19 protein-coding genes are annotated in these 19281 nt (G+C 44.5%); 8 read left to right on the forward strand and 11 right to left on the reverse strand.

Features of this window, described 5'->3' with window-relative positions; genetic code table 11:
* Positions 1-284: 284 nt before the first annotated feature.
* Genes ACE1CD_RS33780 through ACE1CD_RS33790 form a run of 3 tightly spaced genes read right to left on the reverse strand, consistent with a single transcriptional unit; the run spans position 285 to position 1859 of the window.
* A complete protein-coding gene (locus ACE1CD_RS33780) occupies positions 285-473 on the reverse strand; it encodes a hypothetical protein (protein WP_374797591.1) in 189 nt (62 codons plus the stop codon).
* A 19-nt stretch (positions 474-492) separates the two neighbouring features.
* A complete protein-coding gene (locus tag ACE1CD_RS33785) occupies positions 493-1038 on the reverse strand; it encodes a rhodanese-like domain-containing protein (protein ID WP_374827547.1) in 546 nt (181 codons plus the stop codon).
* A gap of 35 nt (positions 1039-1073) precedes the next feature.
* Positions 1074-1859 carry a hypothetical protein gene (locus ACE1CD_RS33790; protein ID WP_374827548.1) on the reverse strand — a complete coding sequence of 262 codons (786 nt, stop codon included), beginning with the start codon at positions 1857-1859 and terminating at the stop codon, positions 1074-1076.
* Positions 1860-1979: 120 nt separating this feature from the next.
* Between ACE1CD_RS33790 and ACE1CD_RS33795 the strand changes: the two genes are divergently transcribed.
* The gene (locus ACE1CD_RS33795; RefSeq protein ID WP_374827549.1) at positions 1980-3884 is read left to right on the forward strand and encodes an AAA-like domain-containing protein; all 1905 of its coding nucleotides are present in this window, start codon (positions 1980-1982) and stop codon (positions 3882-3884) included.
* A 150-nt stretch (positions 3885-4034) separates the two neighbouring features.
* Here the strand turns inward: ACE1CD_RS33795 and ACE1CD_RS33800 are convergent, their stop codons facing one another.
* Positions 4035-6278: a transglycosylase SLT domain-containing protein gene (locus ACE1CD_RS33800; RefSeq protein ID WP_374797599.1), complete on the reverse strand. Its 2244-nt coding sequence runs from the start codon at positions 6276-6278 to the stop codon at positions 4035-4037.
* Positions 6279-6679: 401 nt separating this feature from the next.
* Entirely contained in the window at positions 6680-8887 is a 2208-nt protein-coding gene (locus tag ACE1CD_RS33805; RefSeq protein WP_374827550.1) for a DEAD/DEAH box helicase, read from the reverse strand.
* A 547-nt stretch (positions 8888-9434) separates the two neighbouring features.
* Here ACE1CD_RS33805 and ACE1CD_RS33810 point away from each other — a divergent pair.
* Positions 9435-9668, forward strand: a complete 234-nt coding sequence (locus ACE1CD_RS33810) for a hypothetical protein (protein WP_374797603.1) — start codon at positions 9435-9437, stop codon at positions 9666-9668.
* Positions 9669-9826: 158 nt separating this feature from the next.
* On the opposite strand, the gene ACE1CD_RS33815 is transcribed toward ACE1CD_RS33810, so the two are convergent.
* The 5 genes from ACE1CD_RS33815 to ACE1CD_RS33835 all read right to left on the reverse strand — a co-directional run bounded on the left by ACE1CD_RS33815 (position 9827) and on the right by ACE1CD_RS33835 (position 13896).
* The gene (locus ACE1CD_RS33815) at positions 9827-10837 is read right to left on the reverse strand and encodes a hypothetical protein (protein WP_374827551.1); all 1011 of its coding nucleotides are present in this window, start codon (positions 10835-10837) and stop codon (positions 9827-9829) included.
* Between the two features lie 37 nt (positions 10838-10874).
* Complete coding sequence (locus tag ACE1CD_RS33820; RefSeq protein WP_374827552.1) at positions 10875-11318, reverse strand: BrnT family toxin; 444 nt, start codon at positions 11316-11318, stop codon at positions 10875-10877.
* 17 nt (positions 11319-11335) lie between these two features.
* A complete protein-coding gene (locus tag ACE1CD_RS33825; protein WP_374827554.1) occupies positions 11336-12664 on the reverse strand; it encodes an ATP-binding protein in 1329 nt (442 codons plus the stop codon).
* A 62-nt stretch (positions 12665-12726) separates the two neighbouring features.
* Positions 12727-13593, reverse strand: coding sequence for a tellurite resistance TerB C-terminal domain-containing protein (locus ACE1CD_RS33830; protein ID WP_374827556.1), 867 nt, complete (start codon positions 13591-13593; stop codon positions 12727-12729).
* Between the two features lie 66 nt (positions 13594-13659).
* The gene (locus tag ACE1CD_RS33835; RefSeq protein WP_374827557.1) at positions 13660-13896 is read right to left on the reverse strand and encodes a hypothetical protein; all 237 of its coding nucleotides are present in this window, start codon (positions 13894-13896) and stop codon (positions 13660-13662) included.
* Between the two features lie 185 nt (positions 13897-14081).
* Between ACE1CD_RS33835 and ACE1CD_RS33840 the strand changes: the two genes are divergently transcribed.
* Both ACE1CD_RS33840 and ACE1CD_RS33845 read left to right on the forward strand, forming a co-directional pair.
* The gene (locus ACE1CD_RS33840; protein ID WP_374827558.1) at positions 14082-14534 is read left to right on the forward strand and encodes a DUF2809 domain-containing protein; all 453 of its coding nucleotides are present in this window, start codon (positions 14082-14084) and stop codon (positions 14532-14534) included.
* A gap of 14 nt (positions 14535-14548) precedes the next feature.
* On the forward strand, positions 14549-15046 hold the full coding sequence (locus ACE1CD_RS33845) for a DUF4385 domain-containing protein (RefSeq protein ID WP_374827559.1): 498 nt from the start codon (positions 14549-14551) through the stop codon (positions 15044-15046).
* 138 nt (positions 15047-15184) lie between these two features.
* On the opposite strand, the gene ACE1CD_RS33850 is transcribed toward ACE1CD_RS33845, so the two are convergent.
* Positions 15185-15646 carry a regulatory protein RecX gene (locus ACE1CD_RS33850; RefSeq protein WP_374827560.1) on the reverse strand — a complete coding sequence of 154 codons (462 nt, stop codon included), beginning with the start codon at positions 15644-15646 and terminating at the stop codon, positions 15185-15187.
* 205 nt (positions 15647-15851) lie between these two features.
* Here ACE1CD_RS33850 and ACE1CD_RS33855 point away from each other — a divergent pair, with 205 nt between their 5' ends.
* From ACE1CD_RS33855 to ACE1CD_RS33870, 4 genes are all read left to right on the forward strand, one after another.
* Complete coding sequence (locus ACE1CD_RS33855) at positions 15852-16337, forward strand: glutathione peroxidase (protein WP_374797617.1); 486 nt, start codon at positions 15852-15854, stop codon at positions 16335-16337.
* Between the two features lie 18 nt (positions 16338-16355).
* The gene (locus tag ACE1CD_RS33860; RefSeq protein WP_374827561.1) at positions 16356-17180 is read left to right on the forward strand and encodes an SDR family oxidoreductase; all 825 of its coding nucleotides are present in this window, start codon (positions 16356-16358) and stop codon (positions 17178-17180) included.
* 507 nt (positions 17181-17687) lie between these two features.
* Entirely contained in the window at positions 17688-18221 is a 534-nt protein-coding gene (gene petC, locus ACE1CD_RS33865; RefSeq protein ID WP_374827562.1) for a cytochrome b6-f complex iron-sulfur subunit, read from the forward strand.
* 208 nt (positions 18222-18429) lie between these two features.
* Positions 18430-18825, forward strand: a complete 396-nt coding sequence (locus tag ACE1CD_RS33870; RefSeq protein ID WP_374797623.1) for an ArsR/SmtB family transcription factor — start codon at positions 18430-18432, stop codon at positions 18823-18825.
* Positions 18826-19281: the final 456 nt, after the last annotated feature.

Consider the following 19281-nt stretch of genomic DNA (forward strand, 5'->3'; position numbering starts at 1 on the left):
GTGGTACAACTTTAAGCTTCTACCAAACAGTCGTACCTGTGTCATTAGTACACTTGTACGACTGTTTTTTATCTTTTTACTTTTATTTATAGGAGTTTAGACTAACCGCGCTTTAGGGCGCGGTTAGTCTAAACTCCAGTACCAAGCCAAAGGTAATAAGGTCGATACCGCAATTTCAGTTGAGTTTTTGTGTTTTCTAAGATAACCATAGGTTGATTTACACCCGAAGAGATTACCACGCAGCAAAACTTTGCTATTTCTATTGATACCCACAGCTATTTGAGTTATTGGCTGATATCGTGTCCGGTAGCATCGGTAGCGTAAGAATGATGTTGAGGATTGTCTGCACCGAATCGCGGGTTAAATTTTAACCACAGATGAAAACAGATAAACACAGATGAACACAGATGTGAGCGCAAATTTTTTCCCATACCGATGCAACCGAACATGATATGACTTCTTGGAGAAGTCATCGACTTTTCCATCGCGCCGCTATTTACCTGTAACAAATTGTTTGGCTGATGCAGTAATTGGTGCTAAAATTTCTGCATCTTTTGACGCGGGTATTGCCAAACGCCATACTCTGATACCGCCTTCTAAAACTACTAAATTCAAATCGGTTTTTTCCAATTCTTTGTAGGCTTTAATCGAACGTGGCCCAGATGTACAATAAAGTACGATCGTTGGCTGAGTATGATTTGTTTGCACATACTTTTGTGCCATAACTCGAATCTGATGCACGCCGAAACCACTTTGAATATCTGTTAGCGGTACAAGTGGACTATTACCGATGCGATCTTCGGCGTATTCTTCAGGCGATCGCACATCAATCAAAATCGCATTTTTCAATTTTCCCTGCTTCAATTCGGAAACGGTTACTTTTTTGGCACTCAAACTGGCGATAAAAGTTGACACATCCATATGATTAACCAACGCTGCTACAGTAACTGAACTAACACCAACAATGCTGAGAGAAAGAATGATAGGTAAAGGACGCAAATAACGCAAAATACCGTTTTTTGATGGAGAGATTTTCATTTTCATCACAAGATTTTAACTGTTATTGCTTTTCATCAAAACCACCGTTGATTTTGCATCAAGTAATATGCGATCGCCACAATCGGAAATGAGCCTACCTGCATTGACATCACGGTGCTGGCTAGACTGGGACGTTTTTCGCGGAGATTGCGTGCGATCGCAAAACCTTTCGCCACAAAACCAAAGATAAAACCCATCAGGAGTATCCCTGCTGTCACTGCATAAAGCACATTGGGATCGGCGGAAAACTTTATGGATTCCACCATCACTGAACTGGCAACGCCTAAGCCTATAAAAAATAGATAAACCCAGAAAATAAACATCCGTTGGCTAATATTTTTTAAGTAACCTGTGCGCTGACAAAACGAGAGGCACATCGCCGCAGATATAGCCGATCCAATTATAGATATCGGAAAAATTAGACTGAATAAAGATGCGTAAACTAACAAGCAAGCGACAATGTAAAATATGTTTGCTAAAGTCGTAAATCCACAAGCTTTCAAGTAAGGAAGCGATTCTCGTTTATGTAAAATATAAGCTTCGATGATAACGATGGTAAGCAGAGGGATTCCATAGCCGTAAAATGATGCGATCGCAGGCAGTACAAACAGCCGAGAACTAAACTCAAAATTGGTCATATAATAAGACCCACAAGCTGTTGCTGGTAAAGCCAGAAGCAGTACTAAGTAGACACCGCCTAATGTAACCTTGATTAAGGATTGCCAATTTTTAGAAGCCACATTTCTGCCTGATTTGCGAATTGCCAGTGCAGAATTATTCACGGTAACGATCGATGAATCAATTTTGTTGTTAAGCTGCATGGGAATTTCCCAAACTCTTGATATTTTCTATTTAGACGGATGCTTGACTGAGTTCTTGACCGACTTCTTCGAGATCTCATCGACTTCTCATCGACTTTGGGTGAGGCTGGCATTTAAGATGTGAGAAGTGTATTTTCTGATGGCGCAGCAATGCCGCGATCGCTAAAAGTTCGCCCCCAGTGCATTCCTACAGTCAAGTCGTCTCTTCTGAGAAACGGCTTTCCCAGTCAAAAAGTCCTCGCCGAGGATTTGGGGATAGCTCAATCCACCGTCAGCAACTTCCTCAATGGCAGACCTGTCGATTATGCGAATTTTCAGGAAATTTGTCATGTTTTGGGGCAAGAGTGGCGAAATATAGCGGATTTTTCCGATAAATCCCAGGATGATGAAATACCGCAGCTTAATGCTAAAGTTGCGATTAGCGATCGCACTCAAAACTTCCACCTCGCCCAGCAGTTGCAGCAAGCGTTGAGTGCTGCGGGACACGAAGTTTCGATCGCCCAAAAAAATCACCCGCCAGAAGAATATTTAAACGTCTGCGATTACTTGGTATTGTTGTTGTCTAGTGAATCTGTCGTCAGCGAAATCCTATTGGAAGAGGTGCGCGTCGCCAAGGAATTAACAAATCGCAGAGAGGAAGCAGGCAAGAGCAACTATTTAGCTCAAAAACCAGCAATTTTACCGATATGGGTGGATTTATCGCCGAAAAGCCTTTCAAAAGGGCTGCCCCTACCGTTTGATTTGTGGCAACTTTTGCAACAAAGTCAGCCGTGGCAATGGCGCGGTGACGAGGATACTTCGACCGTAGTATCCGAAATTCTCAGTGTAGTGTCAGAAGGACGCACCTCTCTAAGTAGCGATCGCGAATTAGCTGTCAACTGGGCCACGGAAGAAACTGGAGATTGGGGACTGAGTATTGACAAAAGCGAAAATCTTTCCCACTCCCTCACTCCCCCACTCCCCCCTTCTCCTCCTCTACCGGTCGCCGCACCAGAAATCCCGGAAGGGCAAGTGCGAGGTGAATCTAGCTTTTATATCGATCGTCCTCCCATCGAAGAGCGCTGTTACGAGACGATTTCTCAACCAGGGGCGCTCATCCGCATCAAAGCGCCCAGACAGATGGGTAAAACTTCTCTGATGGCGCGGATTTTGGAGCGATCGGAGAAACAAGGCTCTCGCACGATCGCCTTAAGTCTTCAGTTAGCAAATAAGCGCGTTTTTGCCAATTCAGATACATTTTTGCAGTGGTTTTGTGCCAGCATCGGACAAGAGTTGGGAATGCTGGAACACTTGAGTAAATGTTGGGAATTAGCGGATATTATCGGCAGCAACCAATGTTGCAAAGCTTATTTTGAACAGTGTTTGCTGTCAGAGATTTCGACTTCTTTAACTTTAGGTTTGGATGAAGTCGATCGCGTATTTGAATCCCCAGAAATCGCCGATGACTTTTTTGGTTTGTTGCGAGCGTTGCACGAAGAAGCAAAACGACGTGAAATCTGGCAAAAATTTCGCTTAATAGTAGTGCATTCCACCGAAGTTTACATTCCCTTGGATATCAATAAATCGCCTTTTAATGTGGGATTGCCCATAGAATTACCGGAATTTAACTGGCAGCAAATGCAAGAATTGGCGATACGGCACGGACTAAATTGGAATACAAACAAAGTAGAAAAATTAATTAATTTAGTAGGAGGACATCCCTATTTAGTTCGACTAGCTATGTATCATATTGCCCGTGAAGATGTCACTTTAGATCGAGTGGTGGAAGCAGCTGCCACAGAAGCGGGAATTTATAGCGATCATCTGCGGCGACATTTGTGGAATTTAGAAAAATATCCAGATTTGTTAGCAGCCATGAAAGAGGTTGTGACTGCTTCACCAGGAGTGCGATTGCGATCGGAATTAGCGTTTAAATTAAATAGTATGGGTCTGGTAAAACTTGATGGCAATAATTGCACTGCCAGATGCCGTTTGTACGAGCAATATTTTCGCGATCGCCTGAGAGAAGAAGGGCGTCGGGGCTAGAAAGTCAAAAGTCAAAAGTCAAAAGTCAAAATTAAGAATTTCTTCCCACTATCTCGTTCTCCCACTCCCCCACTCCCCCACTCCCCCACTCCCCCACTCTCCCTCTTCCTTTTGACTTTTGACTTTTGACTTTTGACTTTTGACAGTCCCTTATTTCTGCGTTATTGAATTAGCAAGTATCTGACTAACTTTGGGATCGTACAGGCGCAGGTAATTCCAGTAGTTGCTAAACACCTGCTTCACGTATTCTTTAGTTTCTGGAAAAGGAATGCTTTCGATAAATTCATCCGGATCGGTAAATTCTTTCTGTTTGAGCCATTTGGATACGTTACCGGAACCGGCATTGTAACTAGCCAATGCCAAGGCAGAGTTATTCGTATATTTTTGGTGAGTTTCAAACAAAAGCCATGTGCCCAAATTAACGTTGTCGTCAGGATTTTCCAAGTTATATTCCTTCAGGTTGATTATTTTAGCTACTGAAGCTGCAACTGTCGGTATCATCTGCATTAGGCCAACAGCACCGGCAGAAGATTTAATCTTCGGCATAAATCGGGATTCCTGGCGCATGAGGCTAACCACTAGCAAAGGATTGAGGTCGCGTTTTTTCGTCCAAGTTTCGATAATTTCTTTGTACGGAAAAGGATACAAAGCGTACCAGTAAATCGGTTGTTGCTTAAGAGAGTTGAATTCAGCTATATCGGCTGGCTCTTCTCGGTCTTCTAGCGTCGCCACTTCAGAAATTCCCGATAAATAATCCCCTGCTGCCATTTTCAGGAGACCATCGGTAAATTGTTGAACTACGGTTGGTTTGAGTCGGTTTTTAAATTCTGCCTGCCAGAGTGCCCAAGCATCTTGGTCTTGCGCGAGCTGATATAGTTCTTTCAATGAATCAGAGCCAGTTGGCAGTAAAGGGCGTTCGGTGGGGAGCGCTAGTTGAGGCGTCATCTGCCGCACGGTATTAAAGTTTCCCACATCCCAACCCAGGAAGGTGGCAGAACGCCAAGCATAGTAAGATTGCGGGTATTGTGCCACGACCCGCTCAAAAATTGCTTTCGCTTGCTGCTCTTGTCCGAGTCGCAAGGCCCATTTCCCGGCCCAAAAACCTGCCTCGCGAGCATTTTCGCTGTTGGGGCTTTGGGTGAGGATTGGCTCTGCCCATTGGAGTGCCGCCTGGTAATCTCCAGCATCTGCCTTGGCTTTGGCAATTTTCCACCGATATTGTGCGGCTGCATCGGAATTGGCATACTTAGTGAGCAATAATTGGCGAGTTTCGGCTGCGGCGCGGGCATTATTGAGATTGTCTAAAGCTTCGGCTTTGACTAGCAGCGCTTCCGGGGCAGATTCGGGAAATTGTTCGATCGCACGCTCCAGATAAGGCACCGCCTCTATGGAGGGTTCTATTTTGCCAATCTGGACTAGGGCGGTGCCGGTTTCTTTGGCTTTGGGGAAGTCGCTCACCATTTTTTTATAGGCGAGATTGGCGTCTTTCTGCTTCTGTGCTAGCTGGAGTGCCCTGGCGACAAGGTAGGCGTTGCGGGATGTCGGCGGCGCTTTGGCATAAGCGGCGCTGGCTTGGCCGTATTTTTTGTCGTTCCAGTAACCTTGGGCGATCGCTTCCCAGTCTTCTGGCTTGAGGGGCTCAATCGGTTTTCCGTCTACCATCCCAGGTAGGGCGAGCAACTTATCCAGCACCTCGCTGATTCCTGGGGTGTCGGAGGCATACTTTGCCAGCAACAACATCAAATCCCTCTGATTCGGTTTCTCTCTGAGCCACAAGCGTGCCATTTCCAGGGTACGGGGATGGCCGGGGTATTTGGCGATCGCTATGTCCCAATCGTTTCGTTTCGTTTTGCCCAGCCCCACCAGGGCTTCTGGCATCAAGGGAGTGTCGGGATAGTATTTGAGCAAATTCTCCCATTCGGCAGTTGCTTTATCTCGATCGCCCATGACTTGATAAGCTTGGGCGCGTTTGGCGATCGCTTGCGCCCCCAGAAGAGAGTAGTCGCACTCCAATCCTTCTAACAAGTCCAGCGCTTTTTGTCCCTGCTGCTGTTGAATCAGATCTGATGCCAGCAGATAACGGGCTCTAGCACCCTCGCGGGAGCCGTCTCCGTTGGCGATCGCTTCTAATTCAGCTACCCGTTTCTCCGGCTGCATCAGCGCCAGCGAGAAAACCCTCTTTTCGCTTTGATATCCCGTCGTTTCGCGGCTTTTTTTGGAGAACAGACACGCGATCGTTCTTCGCGCTAGCCCCCGACCGTATCTTGCTTCTAACAGGGGTACTGCAACCAGCACCACACACAGCCCGACACTGAGAACAGTTGCAATTTGTTGTCTGTCTTGCTTCTGCCTCGATAGATTGTAACGGGACTTTAAACCTGAAGTTTTTCTCATAGAGCCTCGTGGCGACGGAAATCCATCTGTTTTTTTGGATAGTTGAGCCAGAGTCAGCAACCCCGTCTGGAATTTACGGCTCGCAGGCTCAACAAGGAAACTGGGAACAACACAGGGATATACGGATATATCAATGGGATGGAAATCCCTGCATCTGCGAAGTCCGGGTTGTACGACTGTGGGCTGGGATCGCCTACTTCCCCTTGATGACGGGGCGGGGATCGCTTATTTAAACCCTACAAGTTTAACAACAGAAAGGAAAGGGGCTCCGGCGTCGGGAGTGGGGGAAGTCAAAAGTCACTCAGTCAAAAGTCACTCAGTCAAAAGTCCACCTTTTTCCCTCTTCCCTCTTCCCTCTTCCCCTAACCCCCAGTCCCTAACCCCTAACCCCTGCCCCATGACTACCAAGCGCTTACGATATTTCTTAGTTCTTCCATATCCAGATAATCGGCGGCAAATGCTTGCCTTAGCAGATCGGGAGGGATAAACTCATCATACTTTTGTAATTTGAACGCTTCTTGCGGATTTACCAAATCTTCTGCCGTAATTTCCCGCTGACAAAGCTCAACAATGGCATCCCGAATATCTTCCGGTCGGCTTTTCCCAACTTTTAAGGTTAAAAAATAAGGTGGCGAACCACCAATACTTCTCATATCTAAATACTCCCGACCAAACACATTTAGCAATCTTTCTAGCGTGCGATAAGCCACAGTACCCATCCACGGAAAAATACAGCAATTCTTACCTTCTAACGACAAAATATTACTTTTATTCAATCCCGCATTTCTCGCTAATTGACGAGCCGCCTTTAGTCTTTCCTTCGCACCCGTTTGCAAATAGCTATACTCAACATCCTCAAACAAAACCTGCCGCATTCTTTGCAAAATCCGGGTGTGAATATTAGCGCTACTGCTGCCGCGCCAAGCAATACTCGCCATTCCCTCAACTTGTTTTACCCAAAGGGTTTTTGCTTTTGGCTCAATATCCAAAACTTCCCAAGTCCGACCCGCTAAAGTAAACTGCCCTCCCACAGAAGGCGGCATAATGATGCTGCCAATTTCCATCGAGTCATCCCTGACGATGTACTCTTTCTGTTCGGCAAAGACGGCGTAAAAATGGAAAGAACGCACGATTTTTTCCGCACTTGAACCTACAACTAACTCACCTTGTTCTGTTTGCTCAATGTGGTCAATATCGATTAAGTAACGCAAGAATTGCCGGAAATCATCTTTGGAAATAGCGCTAAAGCTGGGCAAAGTCAAAACGCGATCGGCAAGCGCAGCTGGTGAAAGTTCCCCCGCTGCTGTTAAAATACTCATTGTTTGGTGATACAGCAAACTCAAAGGATACCGCGTAGGTTCGATCGGTTCAATCCATCTTTCTTGCAAATAAAGTTGAATAATGGCAATACATTGTAACAATTGCCAGGGAATTTGTGCTGGCAACGATTCCTCACCGGATAGTTCTTCTTCAGTGCAAATAAAGCGCATATCGGCGGGGTTACCTCGTCTGCCAGTACGTCCCAATCTCTGCAAAAAGCTGGATACTGAAAAAGGTGCGTTAAGCTGAATTACTCGCTGTAATTGACCCAGGTCTATTCCCATTTCTAAAGTCACTGTGGCAGCGGTGACAGCCGGGGTATTTGCTTCGCGCATCGCCTCCTCAGCTGCTTCGCGCAATTTGGCAGAAATGCTGCCGTGATGGACATGATAAATATCCGGCAGTCCTTCCGCGTAGGCAATTTGACGCACATTAGAAATAACCGATTCTGTCTCGGCGCGATTGTTAGTAAAAATCAAGCATTTGCGAGATTTAGTAAGGTTGAAAATGTATCTGTAATGGGAACTTTCATAGAAATCCTCAGAGAAACCCGGTTTCTTAGAGAAACCGGGTTTCTCTGAGGGTTTCTGAGTATAGAAATGTTCTAAAGCCAAGTGAACTGTGCGCTGCCTATCGTTAATATTAGCGGTAATAACAGGGTTTTCAGTTTCGGCACGCAGCCATTCTTCAGCTGATGAATAATCGCCAAGCGTTGCTGACAAACCAATCCGGCGGGGCGTGTTTTTTACAAATTTCGATAACCGCGCTAACTGACAGAGAATCTGACAACCGCGTTCAGATCCCATGAAGGCATGGATTTCATCAATGATGATAAACCGCAAGTCATTGAACAGGCGAGTCAGTTCGGGAGGTTTTTTGTTAATAAGCAAACTTTCTAAAGATTCGGGGGTAATTTGCAGAACGCCTTGGGGATTTTTGAGCATCATTTCTTTGCGACTTCGCAATACATCGCCGTGCCAAGCCCAAACAGGAATATCTGCTTCTTTTAAAAGATCGTTGAGGCGATCGAATTGGTCATTGATCAGCGCTTTAATCGGGCCGATGTATAAAACGCCGATGCTTGTAGCGGGTTTTTCGTGCAATAATGTCACCACTGGCAGAAAAGCCGCTTCTGTTTTGCCGGAAGCTGTGGCAGCAGCAATTAATAGGTGAGCGTCTGTTTCAAAGATAACTCGGCAGGCTTCAATTTGGACTGCCCTTAGTTCGCTCCAACCGTTGTTATAGATGTATTCTTGGATGAACGGTGCTAGACGGGAAAACGCATTCATGTCTACTTTATAGTTGAGAATTGGGAATGAGCTTAAACTAAGCTGCGACGTATCTAAGTTGTATAAATTGGGCGGGCAAGATGCCCACCCCACAAGAGTTTTACATTCTTGCAATTATTAAAACGGTCTGGCGTCACAGCTTATCTGCATCCCTGTTGAAGTTGAATTAAATTTATATTACACTACTGAAATAATTTTTTATTTATAAATTACTAAATATGAAGCAGATTATATCGAGATTGCCGTCAAATAGGGTTGGGATCGAACTATGAGAAAAAGTATGTGCGATCGTTCGATCGCGCAACACGCCTACCTATACGACGGCCTAACTTGCGTACAAGGATTGGAAGAGTGCTATCGCGTGTTGTAACTGACAGTTTAGCAGGATGATATCGCTGCCGCTTTCCTCTCAAAAGATGTATGCCCATAGGCATATTTTAATTAACGAACTCGACTGTTTAATACTTCTAACAATAGAAGTGTTATGTTCGATCGCACCATAATATTAAAAATGTAAAAACAAGAGCGATCGCGAAGAGGCTAGCAAATGGTAGACTTCAAATACAGATGGAAAAATGGCCGTCAGCCAACTCCAGATGAAGCGGCACGCGGCGAAAATCTGCTAGACGAAAGTCAATTCGACAACGAATGCGATCGCAAACTAGCAGAAGAAAATGTTCGGAGGTATTTAGGCGCACCAATACTAATTCCAGATGACGAGCGCTCCGTATTGCCTCATGCTATTTCTTCTGGGGAACAAGCAGACATGAATGAGCCATAAAAGTAGCTAAAGCAGTTTTGGTTGAGTTTGGGAAAAGAGCGATCGATCTTTGAAATTTTCCACCAGAAAATCCTACAATACTTGGAAGAGCGCGACTTGGTAGCACCCGCTTATTTTAGCAGTTCAATAACCTCGGCGTCTTTTCCACCTTTGCGATCCTAATTTCCATCGCTAACGCCCCACTGAAATTTCATTGCATGAATCTTAGTCAGTAAGTCAGATACTTGAATACTGGAGTCATCAATTGCTAAATCCCGATCGAGTATTTTTCGAGCAGTTGCCAAAGCTTGCGATCCTGTAGTATCACCTGTATGGAATACCAAACGATTTATCTGTGCAAAACGAGCAGCCAGGAGCTGCAAAAGAGCCATTAAGACTCGATTACCTCCATAAGCTCCACATCCCCAAAAACCAGTGTGAATAATCACAATTGGCTCTTTATGTTCTAAGTGAGATTCAATTCTGGCTGCTGAAAATCCAGTGAATGCGGTTGTTAGCACATACTCAATATCTTCATAACTGTAATAGCCATAACCGCCGGGAGGAGCTTCCATCGCAATAATATTAGTTATGGTAGGTGGATTTAGTGGTTTTGTTGCTAGTTTTATCGCAGTGACTGTAGCACGTGCAAAGTTATTACCGTAAAGTCCAAAAGGTCGTCCCTGTTCTGCATCTGCATTAGTTGCGATCGCACACCGCCGTTCAACACCACGAATCAGGACAGGTGTTGGCTCTCCATTCTCTACAGTTAATGGTTCGATCTTTGCACTTAGCAAAGCCTCTCGAAGCGAACCTAGAGCAGGATGTTCGGCAACTTGCATCTCATCCTGAGCAAATAATCCTCCCCCGTATGCACAAAAAAGATCGGAATGGGCGAAATTGAGATACCACTCAACTTGGTTACTGTTGTCGTTTGATGGCTCGTAGTTAAAGTGACCCTTTTGCTCCTCAAACGCTGTTTCATAGATTGGGAAAAGAGAAACTTGCGATAATGGCATTGCACGCCATCTTGAGAATATCAACTCACCATTGTGTACAGAACCGGGTGGGCAGGCAATTTGGTAAACAATCTTTTTGTTGTTGTTATGTAGCTTTGGTGGATGGGAGTCTATGAGATGTTGAGCGTTGAAGGTGTGACGAGAAATTAAGTTTTCTGAAAAATCATTCATAACTTCTTCCTCTCATAACTTTGAGATCGATCTCACATTATACAATTAGACAGTCGTATATCTCTTGCCATATTTCCAAATTGTTTTTGAAGTCAAGGAATACGGCTATTTTTTTACCCCGCTCGTTAGTCAAATACTGAAAATCGCTAGAATGATTACATTTTTCTAAGATATCTACCCATAATTCCCAGTGTTCTTTTAAATCAATAATGACACCTGTTTTTCTACCTTGCGAGTCAGTTAAAAACTGAATATCCGCTAAGGCTGGCAGATTATTCTTCCGGTATCGTTGAAAATATTTACCTCTTACACCTTGGCTGAAGTCATATTCATCTAGCATTTCCAAATCATCCTTTTCTGCATCAGGCTGAGAATTAGTCAAGGGATCGCTAAAAACAGTAGCAGCTTCCACAAATGAAATTTTGTGTTTTTTCAAGTTTGCACTTGCCTTCTCCTCATCCCACTCAAAGTTAAGAGTCACTTTTTAATCTCCGATAGTCACAAAGTAAACTCAGCAACTTCGCCATCTTCATCCCCATTAGATTTTTTGCCAACCGAGGAAAGCTGCAAAGTTGCACCGTGAATTATTTGCTCAAAAGACATTTCTGAATTCTGTTGCAAGATATTTAAAACACTCAAAAAATCCCGCACAATTTCTCCCGGTGTTAGCAACGCATTCGCACCCAAGCGACTAATCACTTCTTGCAAAAATTTATCAAATTCCCGTTTTGTCAGTTTCTTATCGCTACCGTAATGAGTAGCGTGAACATCAGCCAAACGTTGCAAAAGCTGCAATATTTCTGGCTGAGTTAAAGTTTCTAACTGTATAACCGGGCCAGAATTATCCTGCAAACCCGCTTTCACAAAACGGCTTTTGGCTGTGCGCCTAGTCCATGCAGGATCGTTGAAAAGTCCGCGTTTTGGATCTTCCAAAAACTTAGGCGTTCCACCTACAATTATACCAAGGTGTTCCGCTCTCCCCTGCATGGTGTCGTTAAACATTGCTAGCAGTTTATCGTAGTTATTCTGCCGCGAAACTGCATTGCTTATCTTCCATAAATGCACCGCTTCATCAATTAGCATTAACATTCCTTTGTAGCCAATATCGGCTGCAAATTTGGCAACCAGTTTCACGTAATCGTACCAGGTATCGTCATCAATAATTACCCGCACTCCCAGCGCTGCTTTGGCTTCTGTTTTGGTGGCAAATTCCCCGCGCAACCAACGCAATGCAGCATCTTTTTTATCTTTGTCATCCAATCGGTAGCCGCGCCAATAGTTACTCACAACTGTGGCAAAGTCAAATCCGTGAACTAAACCTTCAATATTTTTAACTGCTGCCAAAATAGTCGATTCCACTTGGTCATCGAAGCCGATATCGTTTGGTCGCATTCCGCTAGTTTCGGCTACTTTTGTTTGAATGCTGCTAATCCATTTTTCTAAAATTAGTCCTAAAGCACCGCCGTTGGGATTAGTTTTAGTGGCGATGTTTCGCATTAATTCCCGATAGCTGGCTACGCCTTGACCGTCTGTTGCTGCTAGTCGTCGTTCTGGGGATAAGTCAACATCAGCTACTACAAAACCCTGTTCCATTGCGTGGTTACGAATTAGTTGCAGCAAAAAACTTTTACCGGAACCGTAGCGTCCGACAACGAAGCGAAATGCTGCTCCACCGGCGGCTATGTTTTCTAGGTCTTGTAATAGTGCGGCCATTTCTTTTTCTCGACCGACGGCAATATGTTCGAGTCCAATTCTAGGGACGACTCCCGCACTTAAGGAACTGAGTAAGGTAGTGGAAACTCGTTTGGGAATTTTCAATTTTGCCATATGTTTTAGATTAGGGGCTACTTGTAGGATACGTTAACGATAGTGTAACGCACCGCCAATCTTTATTCCTTCAGTTTGAGTATTTCCCTAATGTTTGCCAAGTACTCGGTTTCGGGAATTACAGGAAAAAGCGAGCCTTGTTCGATAATTATATCGCCAATTGTAGCTATAGCGCGTTCGTTGATGGCATCAATTAACAATTCTGGCATGGTTATGTAGGATTCGGCAATTTTTTTGATTTCTGCGTTGGGATTTTCTAACTCTACTATTGCTTTGAGTACCTGAAGTTCTGAGTTTGTCAATTGTGCCACAAAGTCTGTCCATTCGTCAGGGATTGTTGCAGATGGTTTGGCGTCGGTTTCTGTCTGGGTTGTTTCGGTTTGCGGTGCGACTGTTTGTAGTTGTAAATGTTGGAGATCGCTTTCTATTTTGTGTTTTTCTGCCAGTAGCGATCGCAAACTCAAATCCAACTCTTCTTTCTGTTGTTCCAGATGGTAAAGTTGCGTCTCCCATTGGTGAACCTCTTCTTCCAGAAGCCGTCTTTGTTCGCTCAGATAAACTAATTCGCGATCGAGCTGCTGTTTGTACTTTTGTTGTTCTCCCGTTTGCACGTACAGATGATTCAATTGCCTTTTCAAAAAACTTATTTGAATCTCTGTCCTCTCCTGTTCTGCTGCCATCAATTCCAGGTAATCGTACAGCTGCACTCCCCAATTTTCCAACTGGCGAATTTCTACCTCTAGAGCGGTGACAACACGTTTTCGCCGTATTCTCTGCTGCCAGTTTACGGCGATCGTTCCACAATAGCTAGCGGGTACAGCTATTAAAGCTGCCAGAAATGCTGCTTTGATACCTTGGCTCAAAAGCAGGCTAAGAACAAAACTCACACAGAAGGCGACTGATACCAGAAGCCACCGATTTTTTAACATAGCTAATTGCCGATCGACTGGTGGCGTAAGCCTCGACTTTGCAACTACAAAACGCTGTAGTTCGGGTTATTCCGTATCGCTGCTATAAAACGAGCATTGAGCCAGCGCATCGATACCTTTCGCGTGTGATTGATAAAGGAAAATTCTCTCAACCTGGAACCATTCTCCCTCTTTCAAAACGCAATCTCCTACTCTGGGAATAATCTTGTAGGATTTTATCCACTCTTTATCTTCATCAGGTGCGCCATTGTTTTTATGTTCAAAGGATGCGTAGTAGACAAAATGAATTAAATATGTATCCATGTGGCAATTGAGTTTGTACAAACGCTGGCAGTCAAAAAAACTGCTCGGACTAAAACACTACGATCGAATTACGACAAATTTTACACCACGATGCCGACTTCCTCTGTGCTAGGCTTGCTTCGGTAGATGTGTCCGTATCTTAACATCCTCCCGGTGTAGGGGGAAATAAATGACATTAGCTTAGCATGACATCCCCATTTGACCGCAAACATCCCTTTTTTAACTATCGAGTCGCTCTCCTGCTTAGCATCATCCCCATCTTTGTGTTGGGTTTGACCTGTGAATTCTATTCTGGGCCGGGACAGGAGTGGCTTAACAATTATTGTGGAGATTTTTTATACCAAATATTTTTGATTCTGCTGCTGAGTTTCGTCTGGCCAAAAGCTGAGCCGGTTTGGACTGCATTGGGGGTTTTCATTTTTAATAGTGCGATCGAATTCCTCCAGTTGTGGAAACCCCCTTTTTTACAAGCGATCCGAGCCACTTTGTTTGGGCGTCTGTTTCTGGGCTATTCCTTTGTGTGGGAGGATTTTCTGTTTTATGCAATAGGATGTATGCTGGGTTTTCTCTGGGTGCGTAAACTGAAAGTGAAGGTGCTGCGATCGAAAAAGCACCCATCCACTCCCAGAAACAACTAATTTTAATCAACCTGATGAAGCCATTTGATTACACCTTGGACTTTAAAAACATCGACTTTCGCGCTTCCCCCGAACTTTATCGAGTTGGCAAAGGTGAGCAAGGAGTACTTTTGGTAGAACCGTACAAAGGAGAAATTCTACCTCACTGGCGATTCAAAACGCCCGATATTGCTAGGGAGTCTGCCGACAAAATCTACCAGATGTTTTTAGACTATCTCGATCGTGATGATTTTGTCGGTGCAGATATGGCGCGGAAATTTCTACAAATGGGTTACACGCGATCGCGCCGATACGCCAATCACAAAAGCGGTCGAAAATACAAGCAAAACCCGCAAAAAGAAACTTCCCCAGCAGCACAACTTCAAGCCAGAAAAAACATCTTGCCAAATGAACCCGATTCCGTAAAAGCCGAGTCAGCCGCAATTTTTAAACAGAAATGGATGCTGGCCAAAACAACCGAGAAATATCTCCAGCTTCTAGAAAAACACAAACAGATGTACGAATCGGATTAAATACTAAAGACAGGGGAAGTTATTATCCAAAATTCGCTGCGATAATCGGTTTTATCGCAACCGCCAGGGCGGTTATGGCATCCTAAAACGCCAGATCCAATTCACAGCAAGCATTTGACTTTTGACTTTTGACTTTTGCTATACCTCTTCCTGCTGCCACTGCCGCAAAACGTCAAAACCATTAAAACCTCTGTAGTTTAGATAATTGAGCAATTTCGCTTTAGTTTTCGGATCGATCTTGTGAAAATCATCAATGTGGTATTTCCGCATTGCCTTAGCTTTCAACTGCGCCAAATCGCCTGTTTCCCCATCTTCTGTTTCTTCGACTTCTGACTGCCATACTTGCTCAAACACATCAGTAGGAATTCCTTTTTCCAAGCATTTACGCTTGATAGCGGCTTTCCCGTATTTGCCTTGAGATGAAGCAATTAAGCTGACGACTAAGCGAGTATCCGACTGGTAATCTTTTTCTTGCAGTTCCTGGATAGCATCTGCGATCGCACTTTCATCAAACCCCTTTTCTTTCCCTTTCCTGTACAGCTCGTAAGCGCTGTAATCTCGCCGGGACAAAAGTTTTAAAAAGTACTCGTTGCAATTCATTTCTTGCACTCTCTTAATTAGACAAAACTTCTTGTGTAGAGACTCACACCCTTTCCTAATTTAACATAACAATCTCACTAAATCCGGGCTTTTATATATCAAAAAATACCTAAAATCCCCGCCAATCCCACTTTGAAAAAGTAGTTGCGATTTTTGCGTAACTCCTAACTAACCTGTGGTAAAATGCCCCAGGAGGATATCAAAAATGAACAATACAATCTCAGACATAGCGGTAAAGACGATCGACGGTACCGACAAGAAACTCGGCGATTACGCGGGAAACGTCCTGCTCATAGTCAACGTAGCTTCCTACTGCGGCTACACACCCCAATATGCGGAACTGGAAAAACTAAATCAAAAATACAAACAATCCGGACTACGCATTCTGGGATTTCCTTGTAACGATTTTGGGGCGCAGGAACCCGGTAGCAACGCCGAAATTATGAGCTTTTGTACGAAAAATTACGGCGTCACATTTGAAATGTTCGACAAAGTTAACGCGATTGGAGATAAGAAGCATCCGCTTTACGATCGACTCACGAAAGCAGTTAACCCACCTGGAGATGTTTCCTGGAACTTTGAGAAATTCCTTGTCAGCAAGCAAGGAGAAATAGTAGCGCGTTTCCGCAGCAGCGTCAAGCCAGACGCACCGGAATCGATCGCAGCAATTGAGCGGGAATTAGCCAAATAATAGAGGACAAAAATAGTCATGCGCGTTGCGATCGTTGGTTGCGGTTATGTGGGTTATGCTGTAGCCCGTTACTGGCGTCAAGAATTGGGTTTATTTGTCACCGCAACCACAACCACTTCCGATCGAGTGGCAAAACTGGAAGAGGTAGCCCAAAAAGTCGCCGTAGTCAACGGTAATGATGCAGAGAATCTCAAATTGGTGCTGCAAGATGTGGAAGTTGTGCTTTTAAGCGTCGGTCCTAAAAGCGCGAATCTGTATGAAGAAACTTATCTGCACACCGCCAAAACCATAGTCTCCGCACTCAAAGAAACTCCCACTGTGCGTCAGCTTATTTATACCGGGAGTTATTCGGTTTACGGTGACAAAAGTGGGGAATGGGTAGATGAATCATCACCCCTTGCACCTGCTAATCAAAATGGTGAAATTCTCGCTGAAACTGAGCAAGTGCTGCTATCTGCATCCGATCGAAACACGAGCGTTTGTATCCTCAGATTGGGCGGAATTTATGGGCCAGGTAGGGAACTGCTAAAGATATTTGGACGAGTCCCAGGTACAACCCGTCCGGGTAATGGCGATGATATCACAAATTGGATTCATCTCGATGATATTGTGGGGGCGATCGAATTTGCCAGAAAGCACCAACTGCAAGGTATTTACAACTTAGTAGATGATGCACATCTGCCCAGTCGAGAACTGCTCGATCGCTTGTTTACGCAGCACAATTTACCCCCAGTGACATGGGATGTTTCCCAGAAAAGCGCCCGCCCTTATAACGCACGAGTGTCGAATCAAAAGCTCAAAACAGCCGGTTATCAGTTGATTCAACCGCAGATGATTTTCTAGAGCGCCAGTCCAGTAAAAGAGGTTGACAAAAGAAATAAGATGTGTATTTGTATATAAACCTCGGCAGGGCGAAGCAAGAGGACATAAAAATTGTTGCTTCTGGCGATCGACTGTCGCCCTCTTGCTTCGCCCCTACACAATACATATTTCATTGTTTTTGTCAATTTATTCTAGTGGACTGGCGCTCTAGAAAGTTCGGAAAGTCAAGCAGCCCTCCCCGTATCGGGGAGGTTATTCTTCCGCGTATATTGACTGATTCACTATATAGTTATATAATTTAATAAGCGTTGTAAATTTTCCTAACTAGCTGGAAACGCTCTATGGGGTTGCCTACTCTTCGCCATCCCATAGAACACAACTTTCAATATTCACCAAAGTACAAGCTGTTGTGTCGGTTTAGACATGACCTCATTGGTGCTTGCTTCAAGCACTTTGTTCGAGGTTTTGAGTATCGACGCTTGTTCGGTATCCGTTCACACAACCATCAAAAATTCAGGAGCATAAAAAATGGAAAACAGCTTTCCCCTAGAAAGTCCTTCAATGTCTCGCCGCCAGTTACTCAATTTTATGACTGGTGCTGTTATCGCCACTACTGCTTCCGCCGCATTATATCCTGTTGGAAAATACTTTATCCCACCAGCAGAAAGCGGTGAAGGTGGAGCTATCCTTGCTAAAGATATATTGGGTAATCCCATTCCGGCCAGCCAAATTTTAGCAGAACCTGCCGACACTCGCGCTTTAGTTGCCGGGTTAGCTGGGGAACCGACTTACTTAACTGTTAAACCTGACGGCACTCTCGACAGCGTGGGAATTGTGAATAACTGCACTCATTTGGGTTGCACCTTTCCTTGGAACGCAATCGATCGACAATTTCAATGTCCCTGCCACGGTTCGCGCTATAGTTCTGATGGTTCTGTAGTCAGAGGGCCAGCTCCTCTCCCTCTCAAATTGGTTCGCGTTGCTGTTAAAGACAATAGCATTTGGATATCTCATTGGGCGGAAATAGACCCCCGAACTGGGGAAACGCCTTGGTGGGTTTAGCTAATTTTTCCAGAATTAAACGTAGGTGGGCAGTACGCACCAACATAGCTGTAGCTCTCGAACACAGATCTGGTACTGCCCAGCCTGCAAATTATCTTTGGTTTATTTACGATGCTGAGGCAAAGGTGCAGGCTGCTAAGTTCTATGTAGTAATATAATGAATAAGTCATAAAATTACAAAAACATTATTAACCCCAAGTACTTCTCTATGCCTAGCAATTCCTTGAAAAAGCGATCGCAATCCGCCGCACCCTCCCAAGAGCGCCAAATGTCAAAACTATCCCCAGATGCTTTAGCCTACGTAGCAGACTTTTTCAAGGTGTTATCAGAAGTCAGTCGATTGCAAATAGTCTGCTGTCTCAAAACTGGGCCAAAAAACGTTACGCAAATTATCGAAGAAACCGGCTTAGGGCAAGCTAATGTCTCCAAGCATTTGAAGCTGTTAGCTCAAGCGGGGATAGTGACTCGCACGCAGGTGGGAGTCAGCGTCTACTATGAAATTTCTAATCCCTTCCTGTTTGAACTGTGCGATTTAGTGTGTGGCTCCTTGTTGGCACAAATTGAGAAAAAAAATCAGCACATAGAAGAACTCAAATTTTTCTAAAGAGAGTGTGCGAGCTAGAGGCATTTACTGTTATTGCTAGTGGAGCCGTCCTTTTAACACAAGCTCCTAATCTAGTAGTATTTATCTAACACTAAATATAGAAATGGTCGGCATGGGGCATCGGCACGACCTTAAATGTACGTCGAGGGATTGTCAGACTACGAAAGGTAGCAAAACCTGATGAAGCGTAAAGAATCACCGTGGCTTCAGCCCGGTGAGTATGTCAAGATTGCCTGTAGACTTTTGACTTGCCCAGTCCTCCATCTGTCGCAATTTCACCCGGATGTGTGAGACGCTCAGCCAGTCAGGGAGATTAAGATTAAATCAAATAGATGCACCCTGATGATGCCCCTCCGAAGAGGGGTTTTTTATTGGGCGGTGCAAAATGTACTCCAACAAAAAGCCCGTTCAGCTAGTATCGCTGTCCGGGCGAGAGAGAGATTGTATGCTTTTAAT

It is taken from the genome of Aerosakkonema sp. BLCC-F183, assembly GCF_041929145.1.
GTDB lineage: Bacteria > Cyanobacteriota > Cyanobacteriia > Cyanobacteriales > Aerosakkonemataceae > Aerosakkonema.

Excerpts from the sequence above, each read along its gene's own strand:
- ACE1CD_RS33780 (WP_374797591.1), bottom strand. The coding sequence starts at position 473 with ATGACTTCTCCAAGAAGTCATATCATGTTCGGTTGCATCGGTATGGGA.
- ACE1CD_RS33785 (WP_374827547.1), bottom strand. The coding sequence starts at position 1,038 with ATGAAAATCTCTCCATCAAAAAACGGTATTTTGCGTTATTTGCGTCCT.
- ACE1CD_RS33790 (WP_374827548.1), bottom strand. The coding sequence starts at position 1,859 with ATGCAGCTTAACAACAAAATTGATTCATCGATCGTTACCGTGAATAAT.
- ACE1CD_RS33800 (WP_374797599.1), bottom strand. The coding sequence starts at position 6,278 with ATGAGAAAAACTTCAGGTTTAAAGTCCCGTTACAATCTATCGAGGCAG.
- ACE1CD_RS33805 (WP_374827550.1), bottom strand. The coding sequence starts at position 8,887 with ATGAATGCGTTTTCCCGTCTAGCACCGTTCATCCAAGAATACATCTAT.
- ACE1CD_RS33810 (WP_374797603.1), top strand. The coding sequence starts at position 9,435 with ATGGTAGACTTCAAATACAGATGGAAAAATGGCCGTCAGCCAACTCCA.
- ACE1CD_RS33815 (WP_374827551.1), bottom strand. The coding sequence starts at position 10,837 with ATGAATGATTTTTCAGAAAACTTAATTTCTCGTCACACCTTCAACGCT.
- ACE1CD_RS33825 (WP_374827554.1), bottom strand. The coding sequence starts at position 12,664 with ATGGCAAAATTGAAAATTCCCAAACGAGTTTCCACTACCTTACTCAGT.
- ACE1CD_RS33830 (WP_374827556.1), bottom strand. The coding sequence starts at position 13,593 with ATGTTAAAAAATCGGTGGCTTCTGGTATCAGTCGCCTTCTGTGTGAGT.
- ACE1CD_RS33835 (WP_374827557.1), bottom strand. The coding sequence starts at position 13,896 with ATGGATACATATTTAATTCATTTTGTCTACTACGCATCCTTTGAACAT.
- ACE1CD_RS33840 (WP_374827558.1), top strand. The coding sequence starts at position 14,082 with ATGACATCCCCATTTGACCGCAAACATCCCTTTTTTAACTATCGAGTC.
- ACE1CD_RS33845 (WP_374827559.1), top strand. The coding sequence starts at position 14,549 with ATGAAGCCATTTGATTACACCTTGGACTTTAAAAACATCGACTTTCGC.
- ACE1CD_RS33850 (WP_374827560.1), bottom strand. The coding sequence starts at position 15,646 with ATGAATTGCAACGAGTACTTTTTAAAACTTTTGTCCCGGCGAGATTAC.
- ACE1CD_RS33855 (WP_374797617.1), top strand. The coding sequence starts at position 15,852 with ATGAACAATACAATCTCAGACATAGCGGTAAAGACGATCGACGGTACC.
- ACE1CD_RS33860 (WP_374827561.1), top strand. The coding sequence starts at position 16,356 with ATGCGCGTTGCGATCGTTGGTTGCGGTTATGTGGGTTATGCTGTAGCC.
- petC (WP_374827562.1), top strand. The coding sequence starts at position 17,688 with ATGGAAAACAGCTTTCCCCTAGAAAGTCCTTCAATGTCTCGCCGCCAG.
- ACE1CD_RS33870 (WP_374797623.1), top strand. The coding sequence starts at position 18,430 with ATGCCTAGCAATTCCTTGAAAAAGCGATCGCAATCCGCCGCACCCTCC.